This window comes from Streptomyces sp. NPDC033180, from assembly GCF_055577645.1.
This window is the reverse complement of sequence record NZ_JBVIPU010000017.1, coordinates 53,801-75,920: the sequence shown is the minus strand read 5'-3', so window position 1 is coordinate 75,920 and position 22,120 is coordinate 53,801. Positions and strand designations below refer to the sequence as shown.

Below are 22,120 nucleotides of genomic sequence, written 5' to 3'. Positions count from 1 at the left end.
TACATGCGAGTGCGCCCCGTGACGGCCGGGGCGCACAGACGGTGAGGTGAGTTCAGCGGTGCATCAAGCGGGGCACGGCCTCCAGAAGGGTGCGGGTGTAGGCGTGCCGGGGTGAGCCGATGATCTCGTCCACCGTGCCCGCTTCCACCAGATGGCCCGCGCGCATCACCGCGACGGAGTCGGTGACGTAGCGCACCACGGCCAAGTTGTGCGAGATGAACAGCATGGACAGGCCCAGTTCGGCGCGGAGTTCGCGGATCAGGTTCAGGACGGCGCCCTGAACGGATACGTCGAGTGCCGAGGTGATCTCATCGGCGATGAGCAGGCCCGGCTTCGCGGCCAGGGCGCGGGCCACCGCGACCCGCTGGCGCTGCCCGCCGGACAGCTCTCGGGGGTACTTCCGGGCTGCCGCGGCGGGCAGCGCCACCAGGTCCAGGAGACGTTCGATCTCTGCTTGCCTCGAGGCGGGCCGGGTGCGGGGACCGATGCCCTCGGCGATGGAACGGCCCACGCTCATACGGGGGTTGAGCGAGGAATACGGGTCCTGGAAGACCATCTGTACCCGGGCCCTGTCGATGCCGGTGATGGTGCCTTGGTGGGGTGTGAGGCCGGCGACGGCGCGGGCCAGGGTGGACTTGCCCGAGCCGGACTCACCGACCAGGCCGAGCGCGGTTCCGGGCGGCACGTCCAGGGTGACGTGGTCGACGGCGGTGAACTTGCCGTATCGCACGGTCAGTTCGTTGATCTTCACTGTGCCTCCCAGCAGGCGGCCTTGTGCCCCGGGCGCAGTTCCACCAGGGCGGGACGTACCTGGCAGCGATCGGTGGCCAGGGCGCACCGGTCGGCGAAAGTGCATCCGGACCCCACTTCGGCGGGGGCGGGCTGGCGGCCGGGGATGGTGTCCAGGGGCCTGGTGCGGTCGGTGTCCATGTCGGGCAGGGAGCCGATGAGGGCCCGGGTGTAGGGGTGGGCGGCCTGGTCGGCGAGTTTGTGCACGGACAGTTCCTCGACGACGCGGCCCGCGTACATGACGACCACGCGGTCGCAGAGTTCGCTGACGACGGCGATGTCGTGCGAGATGAACAGGGCGCCCGCGCCGCTGTCGTCGACGACCTCCCGCAGCAGGCGCAGCACCTCACGTTGCACCGTCACGTCGAGTGCGGTGGTGGGCTCGTCAGCGATGATCAGCTGAGGGGTGCCCATCAGGCCCATGGCGATGACGGCTCGCTGGCGCATGCCGCCGGACAGTTCGTGGGGGTGCTGGGCGGCGGTGTGCTCCGGTTCGCGGATGCGGACCTGGGTGAGGCGTTCGATGGCCCGCTGCCGTGCTTCGGTCTTGGTGGATCCGGCGTGCACGGTGGCGACCTCGGCGAGCTGGCTGCCGATCCGCAGCGCGGGGTTGAGCGAGGCGGTGGGGTCCTGGAAGACCATGGCCAGGGAGGAGCCCAGGAGCGCGCGGCGCTCGCGGGCGTCGAGAGTGTCGACGTCCGTGCCGCACAGCCGGTAGCGGGCGGCCGCGACGTGCCCCGGGTAGGGGACGAGTTGACCGATGGCCGCGGCGGTCATGCTCTTGCCACTGCCGGATTCGCCCAGCAGGCCGACGATTTCGCTCGCGCGGATGGTGAGGGACAGGTCTCGGACGGGCCGGATGTCGCCGGGGAAGGTGACGGTCAGGTCGCGTACCTCCAAGACCGCGTCCGGCACGGGGGCGTCGGAGGCAACCGGGGCGGGTTTCGGTGCCCAGACGGCGCCGGTGGCCTGGGTGGTGCGGGCGGCAGCCTTGGCGAACGCGTCGCCGAGCAGGGAGAAGCCGATGCCCGCGAGTGTCACGGCGAGGGCCGGGCCGACGATGACGACCGGGGTGACGTAGACGTGCCCGAAGGCTTCGAACAGCAGGCGTCCCCAGTCGTAAGAGGGGGGTTGCACGCCGAGTCCCAGGAAGGACATGGCGGACAGGCCGACCAGGGCGCCGCCCATCGCCTGGGTGAGGTTGAGGATGAGCGGTTCGGCGATGTTCGGCAGCACGTGCCGGGTCAGGATGCGAAGGCGCGTCACGCGCAGCATGCGGGCGGCCGCGATGTAGTCGGCCTGCGCGATGGAGGACGTCAGGGTGTGGGTGATGCGGGCGAAGGTGGGGGCGAGGGCCACGCCGATGCCGAGCACCGCGCCGCGCGCGCCGAGCCCCACGATGACCGCGGTGAACATCGCCAGAAGCAGGGAGGGAAAGGCGACGAGCGCGTCCACCACGCCGATGACGAGCCGCCCGGGCTTTTGCGGCAGCACGGTCGGCAGCACGCCGAGCAGGATGCCGAGCGCGGAGCCGATCAGTGTCGCCAGCGCCGCCAGTTCCAGGGAAAGGCGGGTGGCCACGAAGGTGCGGGCCAGCAGGTCGCGGCCGAGCGCGTCGGTGCCGAGCGGGTGGGCACCGGACGATCCGGCGTTGATCGCATCGGGGTCGAAGCGGGAGGCCGTAGGGCCCCAGATTATCGGTGCCACGACGGCCAGGGTGAGCAGAGCGATGACGATCACCGCGCCGGTGAGCGCGGAAGGGTTCCTGAGTAGGCGTCGCATCAGCTCTCCTTGCGGGCGGTCAGGGTGGACTTGGGATCCAGGGCGCCCAGCGCGATGTCGACCACGAGGTTCACGCTGAGCACGATCGCGCCGTAGACGAGGATCACTGCTTGCGCGACGGGATAGTCCTTCTGCGTGATCGCTTCGACGGTGCGCAGACCGAGCCCCGGCCAGGCGAACACGTTCTCCACCAGCACGCTGCCGGTGATCAGGCCGCTCAGCAGGAGCCCGCCCATGGTGAGGGTCGCGGTGAGGGTGTTGGGCAGCAGATGGCGGAGATGGAGACGGCCGGTGGGCAGGCGCTTGGCTCGGGCCAGGCGCATGTAGTCCGAGCCGAGTTCGCGCAGCGTCTCCACCCGGGCGACCCGGGCGATCATGGCGGCCGGCCCGATGGCCAGGGCGACCACGGGCAGGATGTAGGAGGCACCACCGGTCAGTCCTGCGGGCGGCAACCAACCCAGAGTCAGCGCGAACACGATAACGAGGACCAGCGCGTACAGGTATTCAGGCACGGCCACCGCCGCCCCGGTGAGGGCCCCGAAGACGGTCTCGGTGCGCTGGTTGCGGCCGTTCTCGGTGCGGATGGCACCCCACATGCCCAGCGGGACCGCGAGCAGCAACGCCACGAGCGTCGCCAGCGTGGCGAGCGCGATCGTGTTGGGCAGTCCGTCCTTGATGACCTGGGACACCGGCTGCGCCGAGATGAAGGAGGTCCCCAAGTCCCCGCTGAGCACGCCACGCACGTACTGGATGAACTGGACGGGAATCGAGTCGTCGAGTCCGAGTTCATGGCGGCGCTGGTCGATGAGTTCCTTCGGCGCCGTGGGGCCGAGCATCTTGCGCAGCGGGTCACCCGGAATCAGGTGGATCATCGCGAACGACGCCACGAGCAGGGCCGTCAGGGAGATCGCGAAACGCACCAGGTGCTTGGCGCAGAATCGCGGTGTCAGGATCCGGGTGCGGGCCTCCCGCTGCGGGGCGGCGGGAGCGTCGTCGAGATGTGCGTGGGAGCTCATCGTGGGCCTCCGGTCATGTGGATCGAGGTGGGCTCGAACAGGCCGGAGGTCAACTGGAAGGTGGAGTTGCGGGCCGCGACGGTGGCGGTGCGGTCCACGACGGGCACGATGTCGCCGCTTCGCAGCAGGGACACTTCGGAGGCACGCCACAGCTCGCAGCCGGCCGTGCCGGGCTGTTTTCCGGCCCGCGCGGTCTGGTCCTCGTAGCGTTTGTTGCTCAGGTGCGCGAAGTTCCCGCCGTCAGGGGTGAAGGGCCCGGACAGCATGCCGAGCAGTTGGGTGGGGAGGGTGACGCCGAGGGGCTCCCAGATCACGTCCCAGTCCTGGGTCACCGATTCCACTTCCGCGTAGGCCGCATCGACTACACCCCGCATGCGTATGTCGACGCCCACGTCCTGCCACGCCTTGTCCAGGTACTCGGCCGCGGCGGTGGCGGCCTCGCCGGAGGAGGCGCCGTAGACCATGCGGATGCTCAGGCGCTTGCCATCCTTGGTGCGTATGCCGGAACCGCTGCGATGCCAGCCCGCGGCGTCCAGACCTTTCTCGGCTGCCACCTTGTCGAATGCGGGCAGGTTGCCGGACACGGTGTCGCCGGGGCAGGGGCGAGGAATTTGGATGAGGCCGGTGGCCTTGCGTCCAGTGCCGCTGGAAGCGATGGCCCCCAACTGCCGTAGATCCACGGCCTGCAGCAGCGCGCGGCGGAGTGCCGGATCGTGCCCGGGGTGTCCTGTGCCCTGATGGAAGAAGAACTCCGAGGGGCCGATGGACTGTTCGGTGGTCGTCACGCCGGGGATCTTCTGCATGCGGGCCCGGTCGGGCCCGTTCAGCATCACGCCGTTGAGCTGGTCGGAGATCATCATGTTGGCGGCGGTCTGCTCGCTGGGAACCACTTTGAGGACCACCCGCCCAGGGGCCCGACCGTCGGTACCCGCCCCTCCGGGCCCCCACGCGTAGTGCTTGCGCAGGGTGAAGGTGTAGCTCTGGTTGGGCTTGGCGGAGGTGAGCTGGAACGGTCCGGATCCCGAGGTGGCTCGCGCGAAGACGGAGCGGTCCTTCAGCCCCTTGCCGCACACCATGAACATGAAGCGGGTGCTCTCCAGGATGAACCCGAAGGCCTTGGGCGTGGACAGCGTGACCGTGTTCGCGGACCTGTCGGTCGTGGCCTTGAGGCCCTCGGGGACGGTGACGCCCAGCGTCGGTGACTTGGTGGCCGGGTCGGTCACGTGCCTGACGTTCTCGGCGACGGTCTCGGGAGTTACCCGACTGCCGTCGGCGCAGGTGACATCGCGGCGCAGGGCGAAGGTGACCGACGAGGGGCGGACGTCCCACTTCCTGGCGAGACCGGAGACGACTTCCCCGTCGGGCGTGACGTGGATGAGGGTGTCGTACGCCAGGGACAGCGCCGTGTAGGTGGTGGTGTTGCGCACCTGGGCCGGATCCAGCAGGCCCGGGTCGCCTCTGACGGCGAAGCTGAAAGTGTCGCCGCCTGTCGAACCGGCCGGCTGGGCGGTGCCGCATCCGGCGGCCAGCAGCGACGCCGCGGTACACCAGGCCATGACTCGCGCGCGTGTCATCGTGGGCTCCAAAGGGGGAAGTTGGGGGGCCCTCGCCTGCGTCTTACCGGAGGCTGGGGAGGGGCAGTGACAGGCACACGGGCAGGGTCCGGTCAGCGGAAGCGGTGCTCAGCCGCGCAGGCCCTCGACGGCCACACGGGCGGCTCGCCCGATCGCCGCGTCGGCGCGGGGATGGCGCTCGGCCATGGAGTAGGTGCGCAGGAAGACGGCCACGGCATAGCGCCGGCCATCGGGATAGGTGACGACACCGGCCTCGTTGCGGATGCCGAACTCGGTGCCGGTCTTGCCCGCGATGCGTACGCCGTCCTCGAAGCCTGAGGTGAGGCGGTGCTGCCACACTTGTCGGCCCATGACAGCGCGCACTTGCGCACATGCCTCGGCGGGCCCTGCCCGGTCGTGCCAGATCGCGGCCAGCAGACCGGTCACTTCGCGCGGGGTGCTGGAGGGCACGCGGGCCGGGTCACGCACGCTGAGCCGCCGGATCTCCTCCTCCCTGGCGTTGGCCACGCAGGTGCCGAAGTCCGCGCCGTCCGGCATGCCCAGCTCGCGGCGGACGGGAATGTCCAGTTCCCGGCAGCCGGACACCCCGAAGCCTGAAAAGCCCAGGTCGTCCAGCGTGGCGCGGACGTTGGCCTTGCCGACGACGTCAAGGAGCACGTCGGTGGCCGCGTTGTCGCTGATGGACATCATCAGGTAGGCGAGATCGCGGGCGCTCAGCTCGATGTCGTACTGGCAACCGTCACTGCCCGAACCGCCGACGCGGTACTCGGCGGTGACCGTGTGCCGCGCGCGGCGGTCCAGGACTCCGGCGTGTGCCTGGCGGGCGTACTCGAGGAGGATCGGGATCTTGAAGACGGAGGCCAGGACCACCCGCTCGTCGGCGCGGAAGGACACCTCCCCGGGGCCGTCGAGATCACGGGCGTGGACGAAGCCGTCTGCCTGTGCTTCGGTGAAGATCGCGGCCAGGGCTGGTGCCACCACAGGGACGGTCGTGCTCCGGTCGGTGCTCATGCGCTGCTCCTTGCGCCGGGTGCGGGTACTAACGACGGAGGAAATCGATGGCGGTACGTGCAGTCCTGCCGACCACGGCGTCCGCCTTGGGCTGCCGCGTGGCCGGCGAATGCGTGCGCGCGAAGACAGCGACGGCGTAGCGCCTGCCGTCGGGGTAGGTGACGACACCGGCCTCGTTGCGCAGGTTCCACATGAAGCCGTTCTTGGCCGCGACGGTGATGCCGTCCTCGAAGGCGGCGAGCAGTCGGTGCGTCGAGAGCTGGCGGCCCATGAGGTCACGCACCTCGGCGCAGGCTTCGGCGGAGCCGGCCTCATCACGCCAGATCGCCGTGAGCAGACCGGTGACTTCTCGTGGCGTTCCGGCCTGGGCGCGTTGCGGGTCGAGCACTGACAGGGCACGGATCTGGTCGTCGCTGATGTGCTCGAGCTGGGCGTCGATATCGCCTTCGGGATCGATGCCGAGTTCGGCCCACTCACCGCCGTACAGTTCACGGGCGGTACCGATGGGGAAGCCGGTGCAGCCGAGCCCGGCAAGCGTCGCCCGTACGTTGTCGGCGCCGACGAGGCCGAGGAGCTTGTCGGTGGCGGCGTTGTCGCTCATCGCCATCATGAAGTAGGCCAAGTCCCGGGCCGCGAGCACGACATCGTCGAGGCAGCCGTCGGTGCCGATGCCGCCGCCCTCCTTCTCGGCCACGGCCACGGTGTGCCGTCCGGCGCGGTCGAGCGTGCCCGCCGCGGCCTGGCGGGCGTACTCCAGCGCGATCGCGATCTTGCGAACGGATGCCAGGATCACCGGTGCGTCGGCTCGGTAGGAGACCTCTGCCCCGCTGTCCACGTCACGCACGTGGACGTAGCCGTCGGCTTCGGCGTCCTTGAAGAGCGTGGCAATGCGATCAGCCGGTGCGGTGTCGTGGGGGTGGGACGGGGCGGTCACAGGTACTCCACGGGAGGGTGAGGGACTGGGGCTCGGTCAGCGCACCTTGGGCGTGGCCCGGCCGCTGTAGTGAAGGAAAGATGTGCCGTCCGGGGTTGTCTCGAAGACCACGGCATCCCACAGGCACGCCTCGTCGTGGCGGCCGAGGAAGGTGCGCTCGTCGACCGCGGTCAGCTCGAACTCCCGTGAGGGGGCGAGTCCTTCGAGGGCGCCGGTCGGTTCGGTGCGCAACCGCAGTGTGCCCTCGTGCGCTGTCGCGGTGATGCGGCTGCCGGCCCTCTCGTACACCCCGGCGAACCGTGTCGCGTCCACCGTGACGGGTTGTGCGGGCGGGGCGAGAGGCAAGGGCACAACCACTCCCGCCAACTCCTGGAACAGCTCTTTGGCCACAGCGTGCTGGAACTCGAAGGCGCGGCCGCCATTGGTGAGCAGCGCGACCACGGTGTCGGTGGACGGCAGCACCCACAGCATGGCGTGCTGCCCGATGGTGTCTCCGCCGTGAAAGGCGACCTGCTGTCCGTCCCACGTCGTCAGCCCCCAGCCCAGGCCCCACTGCTCGGCGTCGACATGCGGGTTGGGCACCTTTACCTGCGGGGTGCGCAGCGCCTGAGGATCGGCGAGCAGCTCCCCCGGGGCCAGGTGGGCGCGGCCGAACGCCACGACATCCTTGGCACGGGCACACACCAATCCCGCCGGACCGATGGAACGCGGCAGCCCCCACACGTCGACCGGCGCCCCGTCGTCGCCATGCCCCAGGGCCGTGGCGAAGAGCAGCGCGTCCTCGGGGAGGGTGCAGGTGTGGGACAGCCCCAGCGGCTCGATGATCTGAGCCTTCAGCGCCGCGTCCCACCCCGACCCGGTGAGGCGCTCCACTATCCGGCCGGCGACAACGAATCCCGCGTTGCAGTACGACTGTCCGGCTCCGGGCGCGAACAGCTGTCCCAGCCCGGCACAGGCATCCACGTACTTCCGCAGGCAGTTCTCACCGCGCCCCGTGTCCACGAACAAGTCGCCGTCGATCCCCGACGTGTGGGTCAGGAGATGGCGAACCGTGACGATGCGCGTGGCCTGGGCATCCCGCACGCGAAACTCGGGCAGCACTTGTGCCACCGGAGTGTCCAGATCGAGCTGTCCCTGCTCGATGAGCAGCATCAGCTGCGTGGTGGTCCACACCTTGGTGATGGAACCGATCTGGAACAGCGAGTCCACGCTCGCCGGCATCGCGGTGGACCGGTTGAGCACCCCAGTGGCGCATGCGAACGTCTCGCCTCCTTGATGGGAGAAGGCCAAGGAAGCGCCAGGTATGTCGAACTCGAGGGCCAGCGCGGCCAGACGGCTGTGCCACTGGCCAACATCAACACAGGAAGTCACGGATCCATCCTTGAGCGAAGGGGGAGCGGCGAGAACGCCACACTATGGCTGTATCTCTGCGCTCCTCATGGCCAGGCAGACGAAAGGGCCGGCCATGATTCGTACAGCAAGACGAAGAGCGCCCGATCGTGACGGGGAGCTGTCCGCCCCTCACCGCACGACGTCCGGACGGCACCCCTCCGCTTCCTCCAGCACCAGCCACGTACGCGTATGGCGCGCACCCGGAAGGCGCTGGATCTCGCTGAGCACCACATTGCGCAGCGCCGTGTTGTCCGGAGCGCGCACCAGGACCCCTCCGCCAAGGCCCGATCCAAGATGCGGCTGTTGCACCGCAGTTCGCTCAGGATCGCCTGGTCGATCTGGTCGACGCACGGCCGGGCGGGCCGCGGCGGTGAGGTGCCCTGGGCGGACAGGATGGGAGCTCCGCACGAAGACCGATGCCGCGGCTCGTAACCGACGACGATTTCGCGTCCGTGCCACCCGCCTAGGGTGGAGTCATCGTCGGCGGCTCCACTGGTCACCCGGTGCGCGGTGCGCCTGCCTTCTCGTGCGAATGACCGCTCTCGGGCTCCCTGGGGGAAACGAACATGCCCTTGCTCGAAGTTGACGACTGCGCCCTGGTCGTCATCGATGTACAGAAAAACTTCTACCCGCCCAAGCGGCTGGATGTGGACCGCCTCCACCTGAACGAGACGGTGCAGCGCATCGCCTGGCTCGCCGCCCTCGCGGGCGAACTGAAGATCCCGGTCGTCGTCACCGAGGAGGAGCCCGACTACAACGACCACACCGAGGACGCCGTCCGTACCGCCCTTCCGGCCGACGCGGTGACCTTCCCGAAGAACGCCTTCGCCGTCTGGGACAACCCCGACATCGCCGCGGGCATCGAGGCGACCGGGCGGGGCACCACGGTACTCGTCGGCCTTGAGACGGACATCTGCGTCGCGCACTCCGCCATCCAGCTCCACGAGGCGGGCAGGCGCGTCGTGGTCATCAACGACGCGAGCTTCTCACCGGGCCAGGCCCACGAGGCCGGCCTGCGCCGTCTCGCCGCCTCAGGCATCGAGACCCTGTCCACCAAGGAACTCTTCTACGACTGGGTACGCACCATCGAACGCGCCAACGCCCTCCATGAGGCAACCCCAGACCTTGCTGTCCCGCCCGGCGTCAGACTCTGACCCTCTGTCCCAATGCGGCCACCACAAATGTCCGCTGCCCGATGGCCCCACAAGGACCGCCGCGCAACGGATCCTCGGGGGAGGCGGCCCGCTGGCGGGAGACCTCTACAAGGGACCTCCCGCCAGTGGAGGCCGGCCCGCACTCAGGCGTCTCGACGTCCTCGGAGACCCGGCGGACGCGGTAGCGGAAGGTGTTGGGGTGGACGAACCGACATACCCCCGTGAGGTGAGGGGGTATTCGATGGAAGACCGAGCCTCCCGGCTGACAGGCTTTGAGCATGAGCCTCCAGCCCAACGACGTATCCGACACCTCCTGGCTGGGCACGCCGATCGACGCTCGCCCGCTGTTCGCGCCCGAGCTGGCGTCGCTCCTCGACCTGTTAGGCGGCCTGCGGCGCAACGAGTGGAACAGGGCCGCGGTCCCGGCCTGGACTGTCCACGATCTTGCCGCCCACATCCTGGGCGACTTCCACGGCCGTCTCGGCTGGAGCACGGTGAGCCATCAACGCGCCGTGGCGGCTGAAGAGACCCTGGAAGCGTTCATCCACCGGGTCAACCAGGAATGGATCGACCTTCACGTCGATCACAGTCCCGCCGAGCTCATCGACGCCCTGGAACTGGCCGGGCCCCAGGTCGCCCGTCAATTCGAGGAATCCGACCTCGGCGCAACGGGTCTGGGAGTGTCCTGGGCAGGGGCCGACCCGGCGCCCAAGTGGCTGGACATCGCCCGGGAGTTCACCGAGTACTGGACGCACCGCCAGCAGATCCGCCACTCCACCGGCCGGGACACCGATCCGGAGCCCAACGCTCTGTCCGCGGTCCTGGACACCTTCATGCGGGCTTTGCCGCACACACTGCGTCACACACCCGCACCCTTCGGGACGCAACTCGAGGTGGTCATCGATGAGCCAGCCGTCGGCACCTGGACCGTGACCGCCACCGCGGGCCGATGGTCACTGGCCGAAACACCCACCGGCCCGCCTGCCGCATCAGTACGGCTGGACCCAGAGACCGCCTGGAGACTCTGCACCCGCGGCATCGATCCCGACACCGCCCTCGCCCGAGCCCGCATCAGCGGAGAGCGCCAGATCGCCGAAGCCGCCTGCCAGATCGTGTCCATCGTCTACTGATGGACACTGCTGCGTCGGGGCCACTGTCCTGGCCGTGTCGCCATCTCTCGGCGCCCTGCCGGCGGGGCAGTCTTTGTCCAGAGGCCGCTGAGGTCGCGCCGTCGCGGGCATCCTTGGGATCCTGATACAACGTCCGTACCCGCACGTGGAGTTGCACCCATCGAGCTGTACGCATACGGCGTCGTCCGCGGTGGGCAGGCAGCCACGCCCCGGCCAGAGGAGAACACCGTGGGCCGCACCGGCGACCATCCCTTGACACCGAGCCCCGGCAGCGACATCACCTCCGGGAAGCCGGACGGCGGCGCTGCGGCGCTCGCCGTGCCTTCCGCCCGGGCAGCGCATAAACACCGTGACGTCGCACGCATCTTCCGGGACATCGACACCTTCGACCCGGACAAGTTCGTCGCCCACCTCACCGAGGACGTGGTGTTCCGCTTCGCCAACAGCCCCGAACTGACCGGCCGCCAAGCGGTACGGCAGGGCGTCGCCGACTTCTTCACCGCCATCGCGGGACTCTCACACCACCTGCTGCACACCTGGGAGATGGGCGACACCGTCATCGTCCAGGCCGAGGTCACCTACACCCGGATCGACGGCAAGCAGGTCACCGTACCCAATGCCGACATCCTCACCTTCCGCGGCGACAAGGCGCAGGACTGGCGCATCTACATCGACCTCACGCCGGTGTACGCCGATTAACCGATCACTTCAGGTGAGGTCCGGCGGAAAGGCATTGATCGCCGGGCTGGGTGGCCGGGCTGGATGGCCGGTGACGGCGTGCTCGCGCTGTTCGGTCAGTCGTTCTGGCGCAGGGCTTGCAGGCGCTGCTGCTCGGCGTCGTCGGCATTGGCGGCCGTGCGGTGGGCTTCTGCGAACTGGGTGATAGTGGCAATCAGGTCATCGCGGGAGTTCAGTCCTTCCTCCCCGGGCTGGTTCAACGCCAGGCGCAAGGCATCCGCCAGGGCATCACGCAGGGCCGGCCAGGTCCCGGTGGTGAACCAGCCTTGGCCCCCGTGCTGAAGGAAGTGCTGGAGCGCGCCCAAGGCCGAGTCGTCGTCCCTTCCCGGTCTGGCCCATGCTTCGGCCAGAACACCGAGGACACGCAGGTCGTTGAGCGGGAGGCGCACCATCACCTGGGCCGCAGTCAGGCGTTGCCGCAGGTCATGAAGGAAGGCTGCCTGTGATGGAGGCAGAGTCAGGGCCAGGTCCGTCAAGGCAGCGTGCAGTTCGGCTGCTTCCACGGCGGGCAGTGGCACCACAGCGGCGGAGGTTCCGCGGGCGAGCGCCAGATCGACGGCTGCCTGTCCGGGCAAGGGGTCGTCTGTGGGAAACCACGTGAGCACCGGCAGTTCCGTTCCGTCGACGACCCGGTCGGCGGGCAGGGGCCCGGTTCGTAGGCAATGATCCTGTCCGAGGGCGCGGTCGACGTCGGCAGGAGATGGCGCAGGCAGAGACCGGCCCTCGTGGTGAGGGGGCGCCTGCCCTCCAGGCAATAGCCTGATGGGCGTCCGGGGGCGTTCCTCGTCGTGGAAAGAGAGCTCGATCCGCCAGGGCCTGCCGGCCCGCAACCGGGCGATGCCGTGTGAATGCGGCACAGGTCACTCCCTCTAGGACAGTTCGGTGTGGACTCGGTGCAGGTAGCTGAAGTCGTGGTCGTGATGGCGCTGCCGCACCGGCCTGATCTCGCGGGTCGCGACGTTCAGGGCGTAGCCGCCGACTGCGCCGAGGAACCAGCTCAGGTTGGGCAGCAGCAGGGAGCCGCCGGCCGACGCGGCAAGGGCCACGGTCACCGTCATCGACCGGTGCATCCACACGAGCCGGCTGTCTCGCGCCGCGGACCGGTAGTCCGCCAGTGCTCGTTCCAGTTCCACCCGCAGTTGGGCGACGACTTCGGCGGGATGTTCGTAGTCGCGCCGCAGGTCGCCCAGTAGGCGGTGCAGAGCGCGCATCAGCCGTAGGCGTTCGTCCGCGTACTTCTCCCGGAAGGCGAGCACATCGCCGAGCCTGGTGTGTGCAGCAGGCACCGGCAGCAGCTTGCCCAGTTCCATCTCCCAGGCAAGGGCCCGGCTTTGTGCGGCGGGCCGCAAGGCCAGTCGCTGTGCACGCGCACTGTCCGTATACGGAAACAGTCGTCGTTCCGTAGCATGCCGGGCAATCTCTCGTACGGTCACCCCGACCACCAGCTCCTGGACCTCCTTCGCCACTGCCAGACGCCCTTGTTCGCCTGGACAGCGGGTGGCCAGGCCTGTCGAGAGAAGCTGCGTCCGAAGCCACAGGTTGATCTTCGTCAGATAAAGGAACGCGTCAGGTGGCGAGGCGGGACGTGGCGGCTCCGCGCTGGCTGCGAGGCGCCGGAGTTCTTCGGCCAGAACCGTACTGAGGTGATCGAAGGGATCAGCGAGGGGCGTGGCGCCGGGAGCGGAGAGGCCCGACAAGCCATCCCGAGCGTAGGTGACAGGCGTGTAGAGCTGCATCTGCTCCAGCTCCTTCAGCGGCTGCGCGACGGCGGCTTCGCGAATCTCCGGATCGAGGGGGACCACGGAAGCGATGCCGTCCCAGTACAGCAGCGACTGGTGCACCACTTCGGTCGGCGGGTTCACCAACGGGTAGTAGAGCAGGACAGCCATCGTGGACCTCCGAACCGGCGTCCAGCACTGCTGATCACGGTAGCGGCGGAACAGCGAGGTGTACGGCCGAACGAGAACGAGCGGTGGTGGGGGACTGCGCAGGCCGTGCTGGCTCAGAGAGCGGCGCCGCTCGGCGCGGCACGCAGCCGGGCGAACGGGTCCCCCATCGCCGTGAACAGCGCCCAGGACGAGGTCGGGTCACCCCGTCCGTGGAGGTCCCGGCGCGCGCTTCTCAGCGCTTCGCTCACCGTCCGCCCGGCAAGCAGATGCGCGTACAGGCACTCGTTCTGGGCGAGGCTGCGGGCGTCGTCGGCCGACCAGTTGCTGCCGACGACGGCGGCAGCGCCCTTGAGCAGGAGCATCGCACCGATCCCGAAGGAGTTCCCGAAGCCGGACTCCTGCCCGGACTGCGCCGACTCGCACGAACCCAGGACGAACAACGCGTCAGGGTGCACGGGGAACCGCGCGAGTTCGTCGGCCGTGAGCGGCCCGTCGGCCAGGAGGAAGTGGCTGGAGGCCGGGTCGGTGCGGAGGTAGTTCGTGTGGCCGGCGAAGTGGACCAGGGTGTGGTGGGGCACCTCGGCGAGGAACGCGTCGCGCGTGCACGCGGACAACAACGTCGTCTCCACACCGCGCGCCGTGAGCAGATGGTGCAGCATCGCGCCCTCCGCTGCCGCCGACGGAAGGTCGCCGGTCGGGTCGGCGACCACGAGAGCCCGCTCGACGGCCGGGTTCACCGGGGCGTCGAGACGGGCCGCACCGCGCAGCAGGGAAGGCGTCCGGCACAGTGAGAACCGCAACCCGAGCCGGTCGTCCCCGGTGCCGAGCGCCTCCCAGGGCACGGTCTGCGCCGTTGCGTCGCCGGAGACGATCAGTGTGTCGGCGCCTTGGGCGTGGAGCGCGTCCCGGACGGCGGCGGGCAGCAGCAGATCTGCCAGCCGCCCGGTGATGTAGTCGATCTCGTCCTCCGGTGTCTGGCTGAGGACGGCCAACAAGGCGTCGAGCACGGCCGGATTGACGTCCGCGCCAGTGCGATGGGCGAAGCCGTGGGCGCCCACGAGATACGTCACCAGCTCGCTCTCGGCGCGATCGAGCCGCTGCGCGAGGCCTACGGTGCCCTCGGGCCACGGTGCCCCGGCCAGATCCCGCGGCTCGGCGCTGAGGAACGAGCCGACGCGCGGAGCGGGCCCGCCCGGCGTCCGGCGCAACTCCCGCAGCCTCTGCCGGATCACGGCGCCCCGACGCTCACGGACCTGTTCGTTGGCATAGGGAGGAGTGATCCGGATCCGGTCCGACGGGCGGCCTGCGCCCCGGGCATCGGCGTGCGCGCGTCCGTGCCCGGTGCCTCGGGCGTCGTGGTTCCGCGAGTCACGTCCCGGTGTGGTGCCGCTGTCCTGCGCACCCCGCCCGGCCGCGTGAGTGCCGTCGCCCGCCGGCTCGTGCCAGGAGTAGGGGTGCGGGATGTGACCGGCCCGGGTGTCGGCCGTGGCCGCCGGCTCGCGCCGCCGCCCGCCGGTCGCCGTCGTGGCCAGGTCTCTCCGCAGGCGGGTCTCGGCCGCCGTCTCCAAGTGGGCAAGCTCTGTCACCAGGGCCCTCTCCTCCCTCGCGTCGTCAGCCCGCATCGGGGCCCCCGCCATGCCCGGCAGGGCGCGGGAGAATGCCGCCTCCTTCGCAGCTTCGGCGTAGAAGAGCGCCCGGGATCCGGCGAAGGCGTCGAACCGCTCCAAGTCGGCGTGGAACGTCAACAGAAGGTCGTAGGCCCGGCCGATCCGGTCGTAGTCGTGCTGGTCGAACCGGGCGACCGCCGACCGGGACAGACGCTCGTCGATGCCGATCGCGCGCAGGCTGAGGTCCGCCGCCGCGGCATCGTCGGACAGGACCCGGAAGACGTCCACGATGGCTTCCAGCCAGGCGAGTTGGTCGGTGTCCGACTCCGTCGACCAGTCCCGGTCCGCGTACAGGGCGAGCACGTCGAGGGCAAGCATCTCCCGGCCCGCGGCGCGCAGGGCACGCGAGGTTCTGAGGGCCACCTGGACGGCGGGCGGCAGGCCGCGGCCCGCGTCGATGTCGGCGAGCCACGCGCGTACGTCACTCTCCAGCTGCTCGGTCCGGCCGGATTCGAAGTGGGTCGCCATCAGGTTGCTTCGGGCGACGTCCGCGAGGTCGGTCCACCCTTCGCGCACGGCTGTTCCCAGTGCCTCGACAAGCAGCACTCGGGCCTCGTCGTGGCGCCGCTCTGCTGCCAGGTGGAGGCTCAGGGTGACGGCTGCTCCGACGCGCGTACGGTCGTCGTCCGCGGCGTCGAGGATGGCTGTGCAGATCCGTTCGGCCTCGGCCCCGGCGCCGGTGGTCCGCAGTGCGAACGCCAGCTCGTGCCAGATGTCCCAGCCCGTGTGCCCGGGTACCTCCAGAGGCGCCGCCCACCGGTGGAGCGGGCCCGCCAGGCTTTCCTGGCCGTGGGCGTGCAGGTTCACCAGCAGCTTCGTGAGAATCTCGACGTTCTCCGCCTCGACCCCCAGGCGCCCGATCGCCTCGGCGCACTCCCCGACGTGCTCGGCCGTCGTCGCGCCGTAGGTCAGGAGGTCGCCGGTGACGCGGTAGAAGTGCCAGGCGGGGGCGAGCATGGGGTCGCCGTCGACGTCGGTACGCTCCGCGATCCGGGCCAGCGCCGGCGCGAAGAGGGCGCGGTGGTCCGTGGAGACAGCGGCCAGCCGGCAGCGGGCCAGGTCGATGTTGACCACGTCGACAAGGTCCGTCCCGAGCTCGTCAAGGTGTTCCAGCAGCCGGGCCGCGGCGGCATGGTCCCCAGCGCCGATCCGTTCATGGGCCCGCGCCCACAGGTCAGCCACGGCGACGCCACCAGCCACGGCGCTGCTTCTTCCCACCCCGCGGATCCCAGCTCCAGCCCATGGTCCACGGCGGCGCGGGCAGGTGGGCCACGGTGCCGTCCGTCAGCCGGAGGGGATGGCCGTCGCGGGGCGGCGGAACTCGCAGTCCGACCGCCGGTACGACGTAGTCGGCCCCGCTCGGGTGCTCGGCGAACACGACGCCCAACTCGACCCGTCCCGCTCCGCGCGGGAAGTCGTCCTGGAGGGCGGACACGGCACGTATCACATTGCGCTGCCCGGCCAGCCGGTCCTGACCCCCGCTCCGGCTCCCGGCGAGCCGGCCGAGCGTATTCCGGACGGCGGACGGCAGGAGCGCGGCCGCCCCACGGAAGGCATCCGCCTCGGCGGGCAGGCCGAGATCGGCGCGGATCAGGTGCCGCCCGCCGCCGGAGGCAACCGCGTCCGCCCGCAGCCACTCGGCAAACACCGGCAGGAAGTCGTACGTCACCACCAGGGCTTCGTCGGAGGCAGGCGGCAGCCCGGAGAAGAGCCCGTCAACGGTCACCGACCAGTGCTCCAGGTCGGTGACCTGCGAACCGAACGGACTGGGCTGACGACCGGAGGCGCGCACGGCGTCCGCGAGGGCGCTGCGCAGCCGGTTACCACCCGCCCGCGAGGCTCCCTCCCGGCTGGAGGCGATGCGCGGTCGCTCGAAGGTCACATCCGCGCCGGGGATGTCGGAGGTGTCGCGGGCGGCGACGCGGACCTGGGCCGCGAGCGGGCGGACGTACTCCAGGACGCGGACGAACTCCGTCCGAAACGACTCCTCGACCGACCCCTTCAAGGTCGTCCAGCTGTCCCCCCACTCAATACGGGGTGTCAGGTCCGGACCGTCGAAAGTGGCGCGGAGGTCCCCGATACGGACCGGGAGGTCCGAGTCGGGCATACCGAGCTGGTTCGGCGCCGCCAGCAGCGGAACGGGTGAGACGTCCTCGTGCAGGAACAGGCGGGCGAACAACGGCTCTTGGTGCATAGGTCCCTCATCCCAGTGCGTGCAGGAAGCCGAAGAGGCGGGAAAGCTCCCGCACCGCGTCACGGAACGCGGGCAGGTCGCCCTCGGCGAGGGCGGTGGCGGCGGTACGTGCGGTGGCCGCGACCCGCTCGCCGTCGGGGTGCAGGGTGTGGCCGAGTCCGCGCACCATGTCCGCGGTGCAGGGGTCCGCCTCCCCCCGGGCCAGACGGGCGACCGTGGCCTCGTAGAGGGGGAACACGTTCTGCGTGACATCCATGGCGCTGCGCAGGTTCTCCGCCGCCCCGCCGAGCAGGTCAAGGCAGGTCGGGAAGTCCGCGGAACGGGCGCAACGGGCCAGCGCAGCATGGGCGTTGAAGAAGTGGCCAGCCGCCGAGTACAGGCTGAACAGGCCTGGTGACTGGAACGTCATCCGGGCCGCCCGCTCGTGCGCCGACGCGGCCCGGTCGTACAGCTCCGCGGCCGTGTCCGATCCGGCGAGCCGCGCGGACGCCCCATAGACGAAGCCTTCACTCTCGTAGAGCCGATAGCCCGGTTCCACTCCGGCTCCGGTGCCCGGCACCGGGTCAGGAGCCCGGGCGCGCAGTACGTCCGCCTTGTCAAAGAAGTAGACGGCGAGTTGGTACATCCGCGACACCCCTGTGTACTCGGCGGCCGTGAAGTAGCGGTAGCCGAGGTTGGAGTAGGAGTCGGCCGCGTCCACCCAGCGCTCCGCACGCTCGTGCCGCAGACCCCGCGCGCGGACGTGCCGTTGCAGCCGCTCGGACCGTTCCATCACCACGGCCACGTCGCCGGTCAGGCGGCTCACCTTGTAGAGACGGCTGAGGAGGTCCAGTTGCTCGTCGGAGGTGCCGGTGTCGTCCGGCACGGTCAGCAGCCGGTCCGCCGTCTGCAGACAACGGTGGGCGTGCCGTCGGGCGTCCTCGGGCCGGTGCAGGACGTACATCGTCCGGTACGCGGCCCGCTCGGCGGCGTCCAGGGCGGCCGCGGTCAGGCCGAGCCGGTCCTCGACCTCCGCCATCCGGCGCTCGCACCGCTCCTCCAGGTCCCGGGCACGGGACCGCAGCGCCTCGGGCGGCTCCGGCCGGTCGGGCTGCCGGAGTTGCCGGCCCACCCAGTCGGTCACGGCCAGCGCGAGATGGGTGTTCCGCGTCAAAGACGCATCGACGAGGTCGAGCAACCGGGGCACCAATAGCCCCAGGTGAAGCAGCATCGACCCGTCCGGCTGTCGCAGCAGGGCGGGCCCGGCCAACAGCGGGACCAGCTCGTCGACCACGGAGTCGGCCATGGCCTCGGTCTTGGCCTCGGTCATGGCCGCGGGATCGGGCGCATCGCGGGCGGTGTCGGTCTCAGTGCGTCCCGTCTCAGCCGCTCCTGTTTCCGACTCGTCGAGCTTCCCCCACAGAACCCCCAGAGCCAACACCTTGGGTCCCACCCGGGACAGGAGGTCCTCCCGGCACAGGCATGCCTCCATGTACGCGGACTGGGTCAGGGACGCAAACTCGCGCCGTTCGCCCGGACGTTCGCGCAGGACTTCGGTCCGGTGCAGCCACTCCGTCAGCCGGTCACCGAGCAGCTCCAGCGTCTCGCCGTCCCGCGCGGCGAAAAGGCGGTCCAACAACTGGCGGATCTGCCCGGGATCCGGTGGGTCTGCCGGACACTCGGCCTGCCCGAGCACCGGATCGAGGCGGGGCGCAGAACGGCGTACAGCCGCCTCGTCGGCCCAGAGCGGGCTGGGCGCGACGCCGGTCACGGGAGTTCGATGGTCGAACTGCCGAGCCTGCGGGTCAGCTCAACCAGGTGGTCGAGTTCCTCGCGCGTGGCGTCGGCCGGACACTCGATGCTGCTGCCGTCGGCGCCATGGAGAACGATCTTCGCGCCGTCGCCATTGGCGTCAGCCGTGGCGTCCTGGCCCTGCCGCGCGGTCAGCAGCGCGAACACCCCGGTGATCAGGGCGGAGAAAGCCGCCGCCCCGCCCCCGATGTACGCCACCAGTAACTCCGTCCCGGGCCCGCCGCGATGCGGGCTGGCACGTTCGTCGACGTCGAGCCGTATCTCAACACCGTCGATGAGAGGGGTCAGCGCGTCTTTCAGATCGGCGGGCGACAACCGCCCGCCGACGATCTCGATGGTGGATCCCACGGACCGCCCTTTCCTCGACGAGTTGCCGGTCCCAGTCTTCCGGGTCCTTCCTCATCCGTCAGGAAACTCACAGGATTTACTCGTTCACCGCGGATCCGGGCTGGTTCCGGGAAGGGGCTCGGGAGCCTGACTGTGCCCGTCTGCGTACGGGGGGTTCCATTCGGGGTTCCAACGGTGCCGATCAGACCCTGTGGACTCACCGAGACCCGTGGCTACCGGACGGACCCTGCCGCTCTGCTCAGCGCGCCCGCTGCATCGCGCCCGGCAAGGCGGGCTGTCCGGCCACCGGACCTCGCGGCAGTACGGCCCCGGTGAGCGCCGGACTTCACGGCGGCACGACCGCGGGTCGCACTGGACTTGGCGGCGGCACGACCGCGGGTGGCGGTGGTGCGGCCGCGGTAGGTCAGGGACGGCTTGCCGTGCGTGTCGGCCGCCGCGATGAGCAGGCCACCGAGCAGCGAGAGATTCTTGATGAACTGGGTACGCTGCGCGGCTCGGCGATCCGGGTCCTCCTCCTTCCACCAGGCGTGGCCGGCCAGGGTCGTCGGCACAAGGGAGCCGGCCAGCGCGAGCGCGGCGAAACGCGGAACCCGCCCAGTGGCGAGCATCACCCCGGCCCCCACCTGCACCGCACCGTTGAGGCGGACCAGGCGTTCGGGGTCCTCCGTCAGACGGGGAATCCGGGAACTCAGCGGAACCGCGACGGGCTCCGCGGTGGACGCCACGCGCTTGGGATCCCGGAGGGCACTGAGGCCTCCCGACAGGAAGACGGAGGCGAGCAAGGGGCGTGCGAATTTCCTGAGAACAGCCATGCCCCACGGTTTCCCCCGATACGGCCCCTCAGACAGCGTTTCGCGCGAAACCGTCGCCCGGTAGGGCGGCACTCGCGTGCCCGTCCCTCTGCGGCCCAGAGCGCCCTGGCCAGGCTCCGCCGAGGACTCTGTCCATGGGCAGGGTCCGGCCGTCCCGGAGACGAGTCCAACCGCTGCGCGGAGTAGCACGACCACGCCGTCCTCGCCGGGCATTCGGTAAGGCTGGGCCTTGCACAGGTTCTGATCTGCGAGAGCCGATCCATCCCACCCGTCTCATTCAGGTGTTCTCTATGTGAGACGGCATTTCGGGATCTCCGCAGGATGCTTATGGTGGTGCGCATGTTCGGACCCGCCCGTCAGCTCGCTCTCGCGCTCTTCGCGGCCACGCCGTGGAGCGTCGACGACGCGCTCTGTCACCGCTGACGCCTCGCTCCGCGCTCGCGCGAGCCCCGCCCGTCCGATCCCCCTCCCGTTCCCGGAGACCCCCTTGACCACCGCTGCCGATGCCGGGGCGCCGCCCCGGACCGCCTTGCTCACTCCTGCCCCCACCTCCTCCCCCGTCCCTCCGGCCGAGGCCGCGCCGCCGGTCCGGCGGGTGCCGCTGACGGTCGCCGGCACCATCGGTGTCGCACTCGCCGGTTACGTCTTCGCGGAGCACGGGGCCAAGCCGGGCGTCCTGCTGCTGCTCGGCCTCGGGCTGGGGTTCGCCCTTTTCCACTCCCGCTTCGGCTTCACCTCCGCCTGGCGGCAGCTGGTGGCTGTCGGCAACGGCACCGGGTTACGGGCCCACACCCTGCTGCTCGGCACCACCGCGACGCTTTTCGCCCTGGTCATCGGCACCGGCAGCGGCCTGTTCGGTTCAGTGCCCGCCCCCAGCGCCGGGCCGATCGGAGTGGCACTGCTCGTCGGCGCCTTCCTCTTTGCCATCGGCATGCAGCTCGGCGGCGCCTGCGCCTCCGGGACTCTTTTCGCCGTCGGTTCCGGCCAGGGCACCATCGTGCTCACTCTCTTCGGCTTCATCACCGGCTCCACCCTCGCCGCCTGGCAGTTCGGCCTCTGGAGCGACCTGCCCGCACTCGACCCGTATGTGCTGTCCGACCACATCGGCTGGTTCGGCTCCTGGGCCGCGACGATCGCGGTGCTCGCCGGGATCTGGTTCATCGCCCGTACCGTGCAGGCCCGCCGCACTCCCCCGCCGGTCGGCACCCCGCCCTCCGCGCGCGGCGTCCTTCGCCGTACGGTGCGGGGCTCCTGGCCGCTGGCCGCGGGCGCCGTGGTCCTCGCGTTGCTCGGCGCCGGCGTACTGCTCGTCTCGGGCGGCGCCTGGGGCGTCACCAGCGCGTTCGCCCTGTGGGGCTCGAAGGTCGTGGGCGCACTCGGCGGCGCACCGGAGACCTGGGCGTTCTGGCAACAGCCCGGCAGCGCGGCCCAGTTGTCGGGACCGGTACTGGCCGACAAGACCAGCCTCACCGACATCGGCATCATGGTCGGCGCCGCCGTCGCCGCGGCCGCCGGCGGCGTATGGCAGCTACACCGCAACATCCCGGCCCGCACCGCGCTCGCCGCCGTCATCGGCGGCATCCTGATGGGTGTCGGCGCCCGTCTCGCCGGCGGCTGCAACATCGGCGCCTACCTGGCCGGCATCGCTTCCGGGTCGCTGCACGGCTGGATCTGGGCCGCCGTAGCGATCCTTGGCACCTGGGCCGGCCTGCGCCTGCGTCCGCTGTTCGGCCTGGGCAACCCGAAGCCGACCGACAGCGTCTGCTGACCTGTCGGCGCGCAGGCGTCTGCGCAGCTTTCGGGTGGAGTCCCGCAGGTCGGCGGTGAAGAGGTCGGGCTGCTCGAAGGCGGCGAAATGCCCGCCGCGGGGCTGTTCCGCCCAGTGCACCACGTTCCACT

Annotated in this window: 19 protein-coding genes; 4 read left to right on the top strand and 15 right to left on the bottom strand. The window is 70.2% G+C overall.

What is annotated here, in order from left to right:
- Nucleotides 1–52: 52 nt before the first annotated feature.
- The 8 genes from ACZ5WE_RS32935 to ACZ5WE_RS32900 all read right to left on the bottom strand — a co-directional run bounded on the left by ACZ5WE_RS32935 (nucleotide 53) and on the right by ACZ5WE_RS32900 (nucleotide 8,762).
- On the bottom strand, nucleotides 53–751 hold the full coding sequence (locus ACZ5WE_RS32935) for an ABC transporter ATP-binding protein (protein WP_467694091.1): 699 nt from the start codon (nucleotides 749–751) through the stop codon (nucleotides 53–55).
- The gene (locus ACZ5WE_RS32930; protein ID WP_467694089.1) at nucleotides 748–2,571 is read right to left on the bottom strand and encodes a dipeptide/oligopeptide/nickel ABC transporter permease/ATP-binding protein; all 1,824 of its coding nucleotides are present in this window, start codon (nucleotides 2,569–2,571) and stop codon (nucleotides 748–750) included. The genes ACZ5WE_RS32935 and ACZ5WE_RS32930 overlap by 4 nt, the downstream gene beginning before the upstream one ends.
- Nucleotides 2,571–3,587, bottom strand: coding sequence for an ABC transporter permease (locus ACZ5WE_RS32925; protein WP_467694087.1), 1,017 nt, complete (start codon nucleotides 3,585–3,587; stop codon nucleotides 2,571–2,573). The genes ACZ5WE_RS32930 and ACZ5WE_RS32925 overlap by 1 nt, the downstream gene beginning before the upstream one ends.
- Nucleotides 3,584–5,161: an ABC transporter substrate-binding protein gene (locus ACZ5WE_RS32920; protein ID WP_467694085.1), complete on the bottom strand. Its 1,578-nt coding sequence runs from the start codon at nucleotides 5,159–5,161 to the stop codon at nucleotides 3,584–3,586. The genes ACZ5WE_RS32925 and ACZ5WE_RS32920 overlap by 4 nt, the downstream gene beginning before the upstream one ends.
- Nucleotides 5,162–5,269: 108 nt before the next feature.
- Nucleotides 5,270–6,172 carry a serine hydrolase gene (locus ACZ5WE_RS32915; RefSeq protein WP_467694083.1) on the bottom strand — a complete coding sequence of 301 codons (903 nt, stop codon included), beginning with the start codon at nucleotides 6,170–6,172 and terminating at the stop codon, nucleotides 5,270–5,272.
- A 28-nt stretch (nucleotides 6,173–6,200) separates the two neighbouring features.
- A complete protein-coding gene (locus ACZ5WE_RS32910) occupies nucleotides 6,201–7,106 on the bottom strand; it encodes a serine hydrolase (protein ID WP_467694082.1) in 906 nt (301 codons plus the stop codon).
- Nucleotides 7,107–7,142: 36 nt separating this feature from the next.
- Nucleotides 7,143–8,477: a serine hydrolase domain-containing protein gene (locus ACZ5WE_RS32905; protein ID WP_467694081.1), complete on the bottom strand. Its 1,335-nt coding sequence runs from the start codon at nucleotides 8,475–8,477 to the stop codon at nucleotides 7,143–7,145.
- 150 nt (nucleotides 8,478–8,627) lie between these two features.
- Nucleotides 8,628–8,762: a hypothetical protein gene (locus ACZ5WE_RS32900; RefSeq protein ID WP_467694079.1), complete on the bottom strand. Its 135-nt coding sequence runs from the start codon at nucleotides 8,760–8,762 to the stop codon at nucleotides 8,628–8,630.
- Between the two features lie 302 nt (nucleotides 8,763–9,064).
- Between ACZ5WE_RS32900 and ACZ5WE_RS32895 the strand changes: the two genes are divergently transcribed.
- The 3 genes from ACZ5WE_RS32895 to ACZ5WE_RS32885 all read left to right on the top strand — a co-directional run bounded on the left by ACZ5WE_RS32895 (nucleotide 9,065) and on the right by ACZ5WE_RS32885 (nucleotide 11,481).
- A complete protein-coding gene (locus ACZ5WE_RS32895) occupies nucleotides 9,065–9,652 on the top strand; it encodes an isochorismatase family protein (protein WP_467694077.1) in 588 nt (195 codons plus the stop codon).
- Between the two features lie 278 nt (nucleotides 9,653–9,930).
- Nucleotides 9,931–10,782 (top strand): maleylpyruvate isomerase family mycothiol-dependent enzyme, encoded by an 852-nt coding sequence (locus ACZ5WE_RS32890; RefSeq protein ID WP_467694075.1) that lies wholly within the window; start codon nucleotides 9,931–9,933, stop codon nucleotides 10,780–10,782.
- 228 nt (nucleotides 10,783–11,010) lie between these two features.
- Nucleotides 11,011–11,481 carry a nuclear transport factor 2 family protein gene (locus tag ACZ5WE_RS32885; protein ID WP_467694073.1) on the top strand — a complete coding sequence of 157 codons (471 nt, stop codon included), beginning with the start codon at nucleotides 11,011–11,013 and terminating at the stop codon, nucleotides 11,479–11,481.
- A 95-nt stretch (nucleotides 11,482–11,576) separates the two neighbouring features.
- Here the strand turns inward: ACZ5WE_RS32885 and ACZ5WE_RS32880 are convergent, their stop codons facing one another.
- From ACZ5WE_RS32880 to ACZ5WE_RS32850, 7 genes are all read right to left on the bottom strand, one after another.
- Nucleotides 11,577–12,095, bottom strand: coding sequence for a hypothetical protein (locus ACZ5WE_RS32880; protein WP_467694071.1), 519 nt, complete (start codon nucleotides 12,093–12,095; stop codon nucleotides 11,577–11,579).
- A gap of 294 nt (nucleotides 12,096–12,389) precedes the next feature.
- The gene (locus ACZ5WE_RS32875) at nucleotides 12,390–13,409 is read right to left on the bottom strand and encodes a DUF6236 family protein (RefSeq protein WP_467694069.1); all 1,020 of its coding nucleotides are present in this window, start codon (nucleotides 13,407–13,409) and stop codon (nucleotides 12,390–12,392) included.
- 113 nt (nucleotides 13,410–13,522) lie between these two features.
- A complete protein-coding gene (locus tag ACZ5WE_RS32870; RefSeq protein WP_467694067.1) occupies nucleotides 13,523–16,276 on the bottom strand; it encodes a CHAT domain-containing protein in 2,754 nt (917 codons plus the stop codon).
- Complete coding sequence (locus ACZ5WE_RS32865; protein WP_467694065.1) at nucleotides 16,251–17,270, bottom strand: hypothetical protein; 1,020 nt, start codon at nucleotides 17,268–17,270, stop codon at nucleotides 16,251–16,253. Before ACZ5WE_RS32865 ends, ACZ5WE_RS32870 begins: the two co-directional genes overlap by 26 nt.
- Nucleotides 17,271–17,277: 7 nt before the next feature.
- Nucleotides 17,278–19,020, bottom strand: a complete 1,743-nt coding sequence (locus ACZ5WE_RS32860; protein WP_467694063.1) for a hypothetical protein — start codon at nucleotides 19,018–19,020, stop codon at nucleotides 17,278–17,280.
- Nucleotides 19,017–19,409 (bottom strand): hypothetical protein, encoded by a 393-nt coding sequence (locus ACZ5WE_RS32855; RefSeq protein WP_467694061.1) that lies wholly within the window; start codon nucleotides 19,407–19,409, stop codon nucleotides 19,017–19,019. The genes ACZ5WE_RS32860 and ACZ5WE_RS32855 overlap by 4 nt, the downstream gene beginning before the upstream one ends.
- Before the next feature lie 212 nt (nucleotides 19,410–19,621).
- Nucleotides 19,622–20,221: a DoxX family protein gene (locus ACZ5WE_RS32850; protein ID WP_467694059.1), complete on the bottom strand. Its 600-nt coding sequence runs from the start codon at nucleotides 20,219–20,221 to the stop codon at nucleotides 19,622–19,624.
- Nucleotides 20,222–20,708: 487 nt separating this feature from the next.
- On the opposite strand from ACZ5WE_RS32850, the gene ACZ5WE_RS32845 reads away from it, so the two are divergent.
- Nucleotides 20,709–21,989 (top strand): YeeE/YedE family protein, encoded by a 1,281-nt coding sequence (locus ACZ5WE_RS32845; RefSeq protein ID WP_467694058.1) that lies wholly within the window; start codon nucleotides 20,709–20,711, stop codon nucleotides 21,987–21,989.
- The last annotated feature ends 131 nt before the right edge of the window (nucleotides 21,990–22,120 follow it).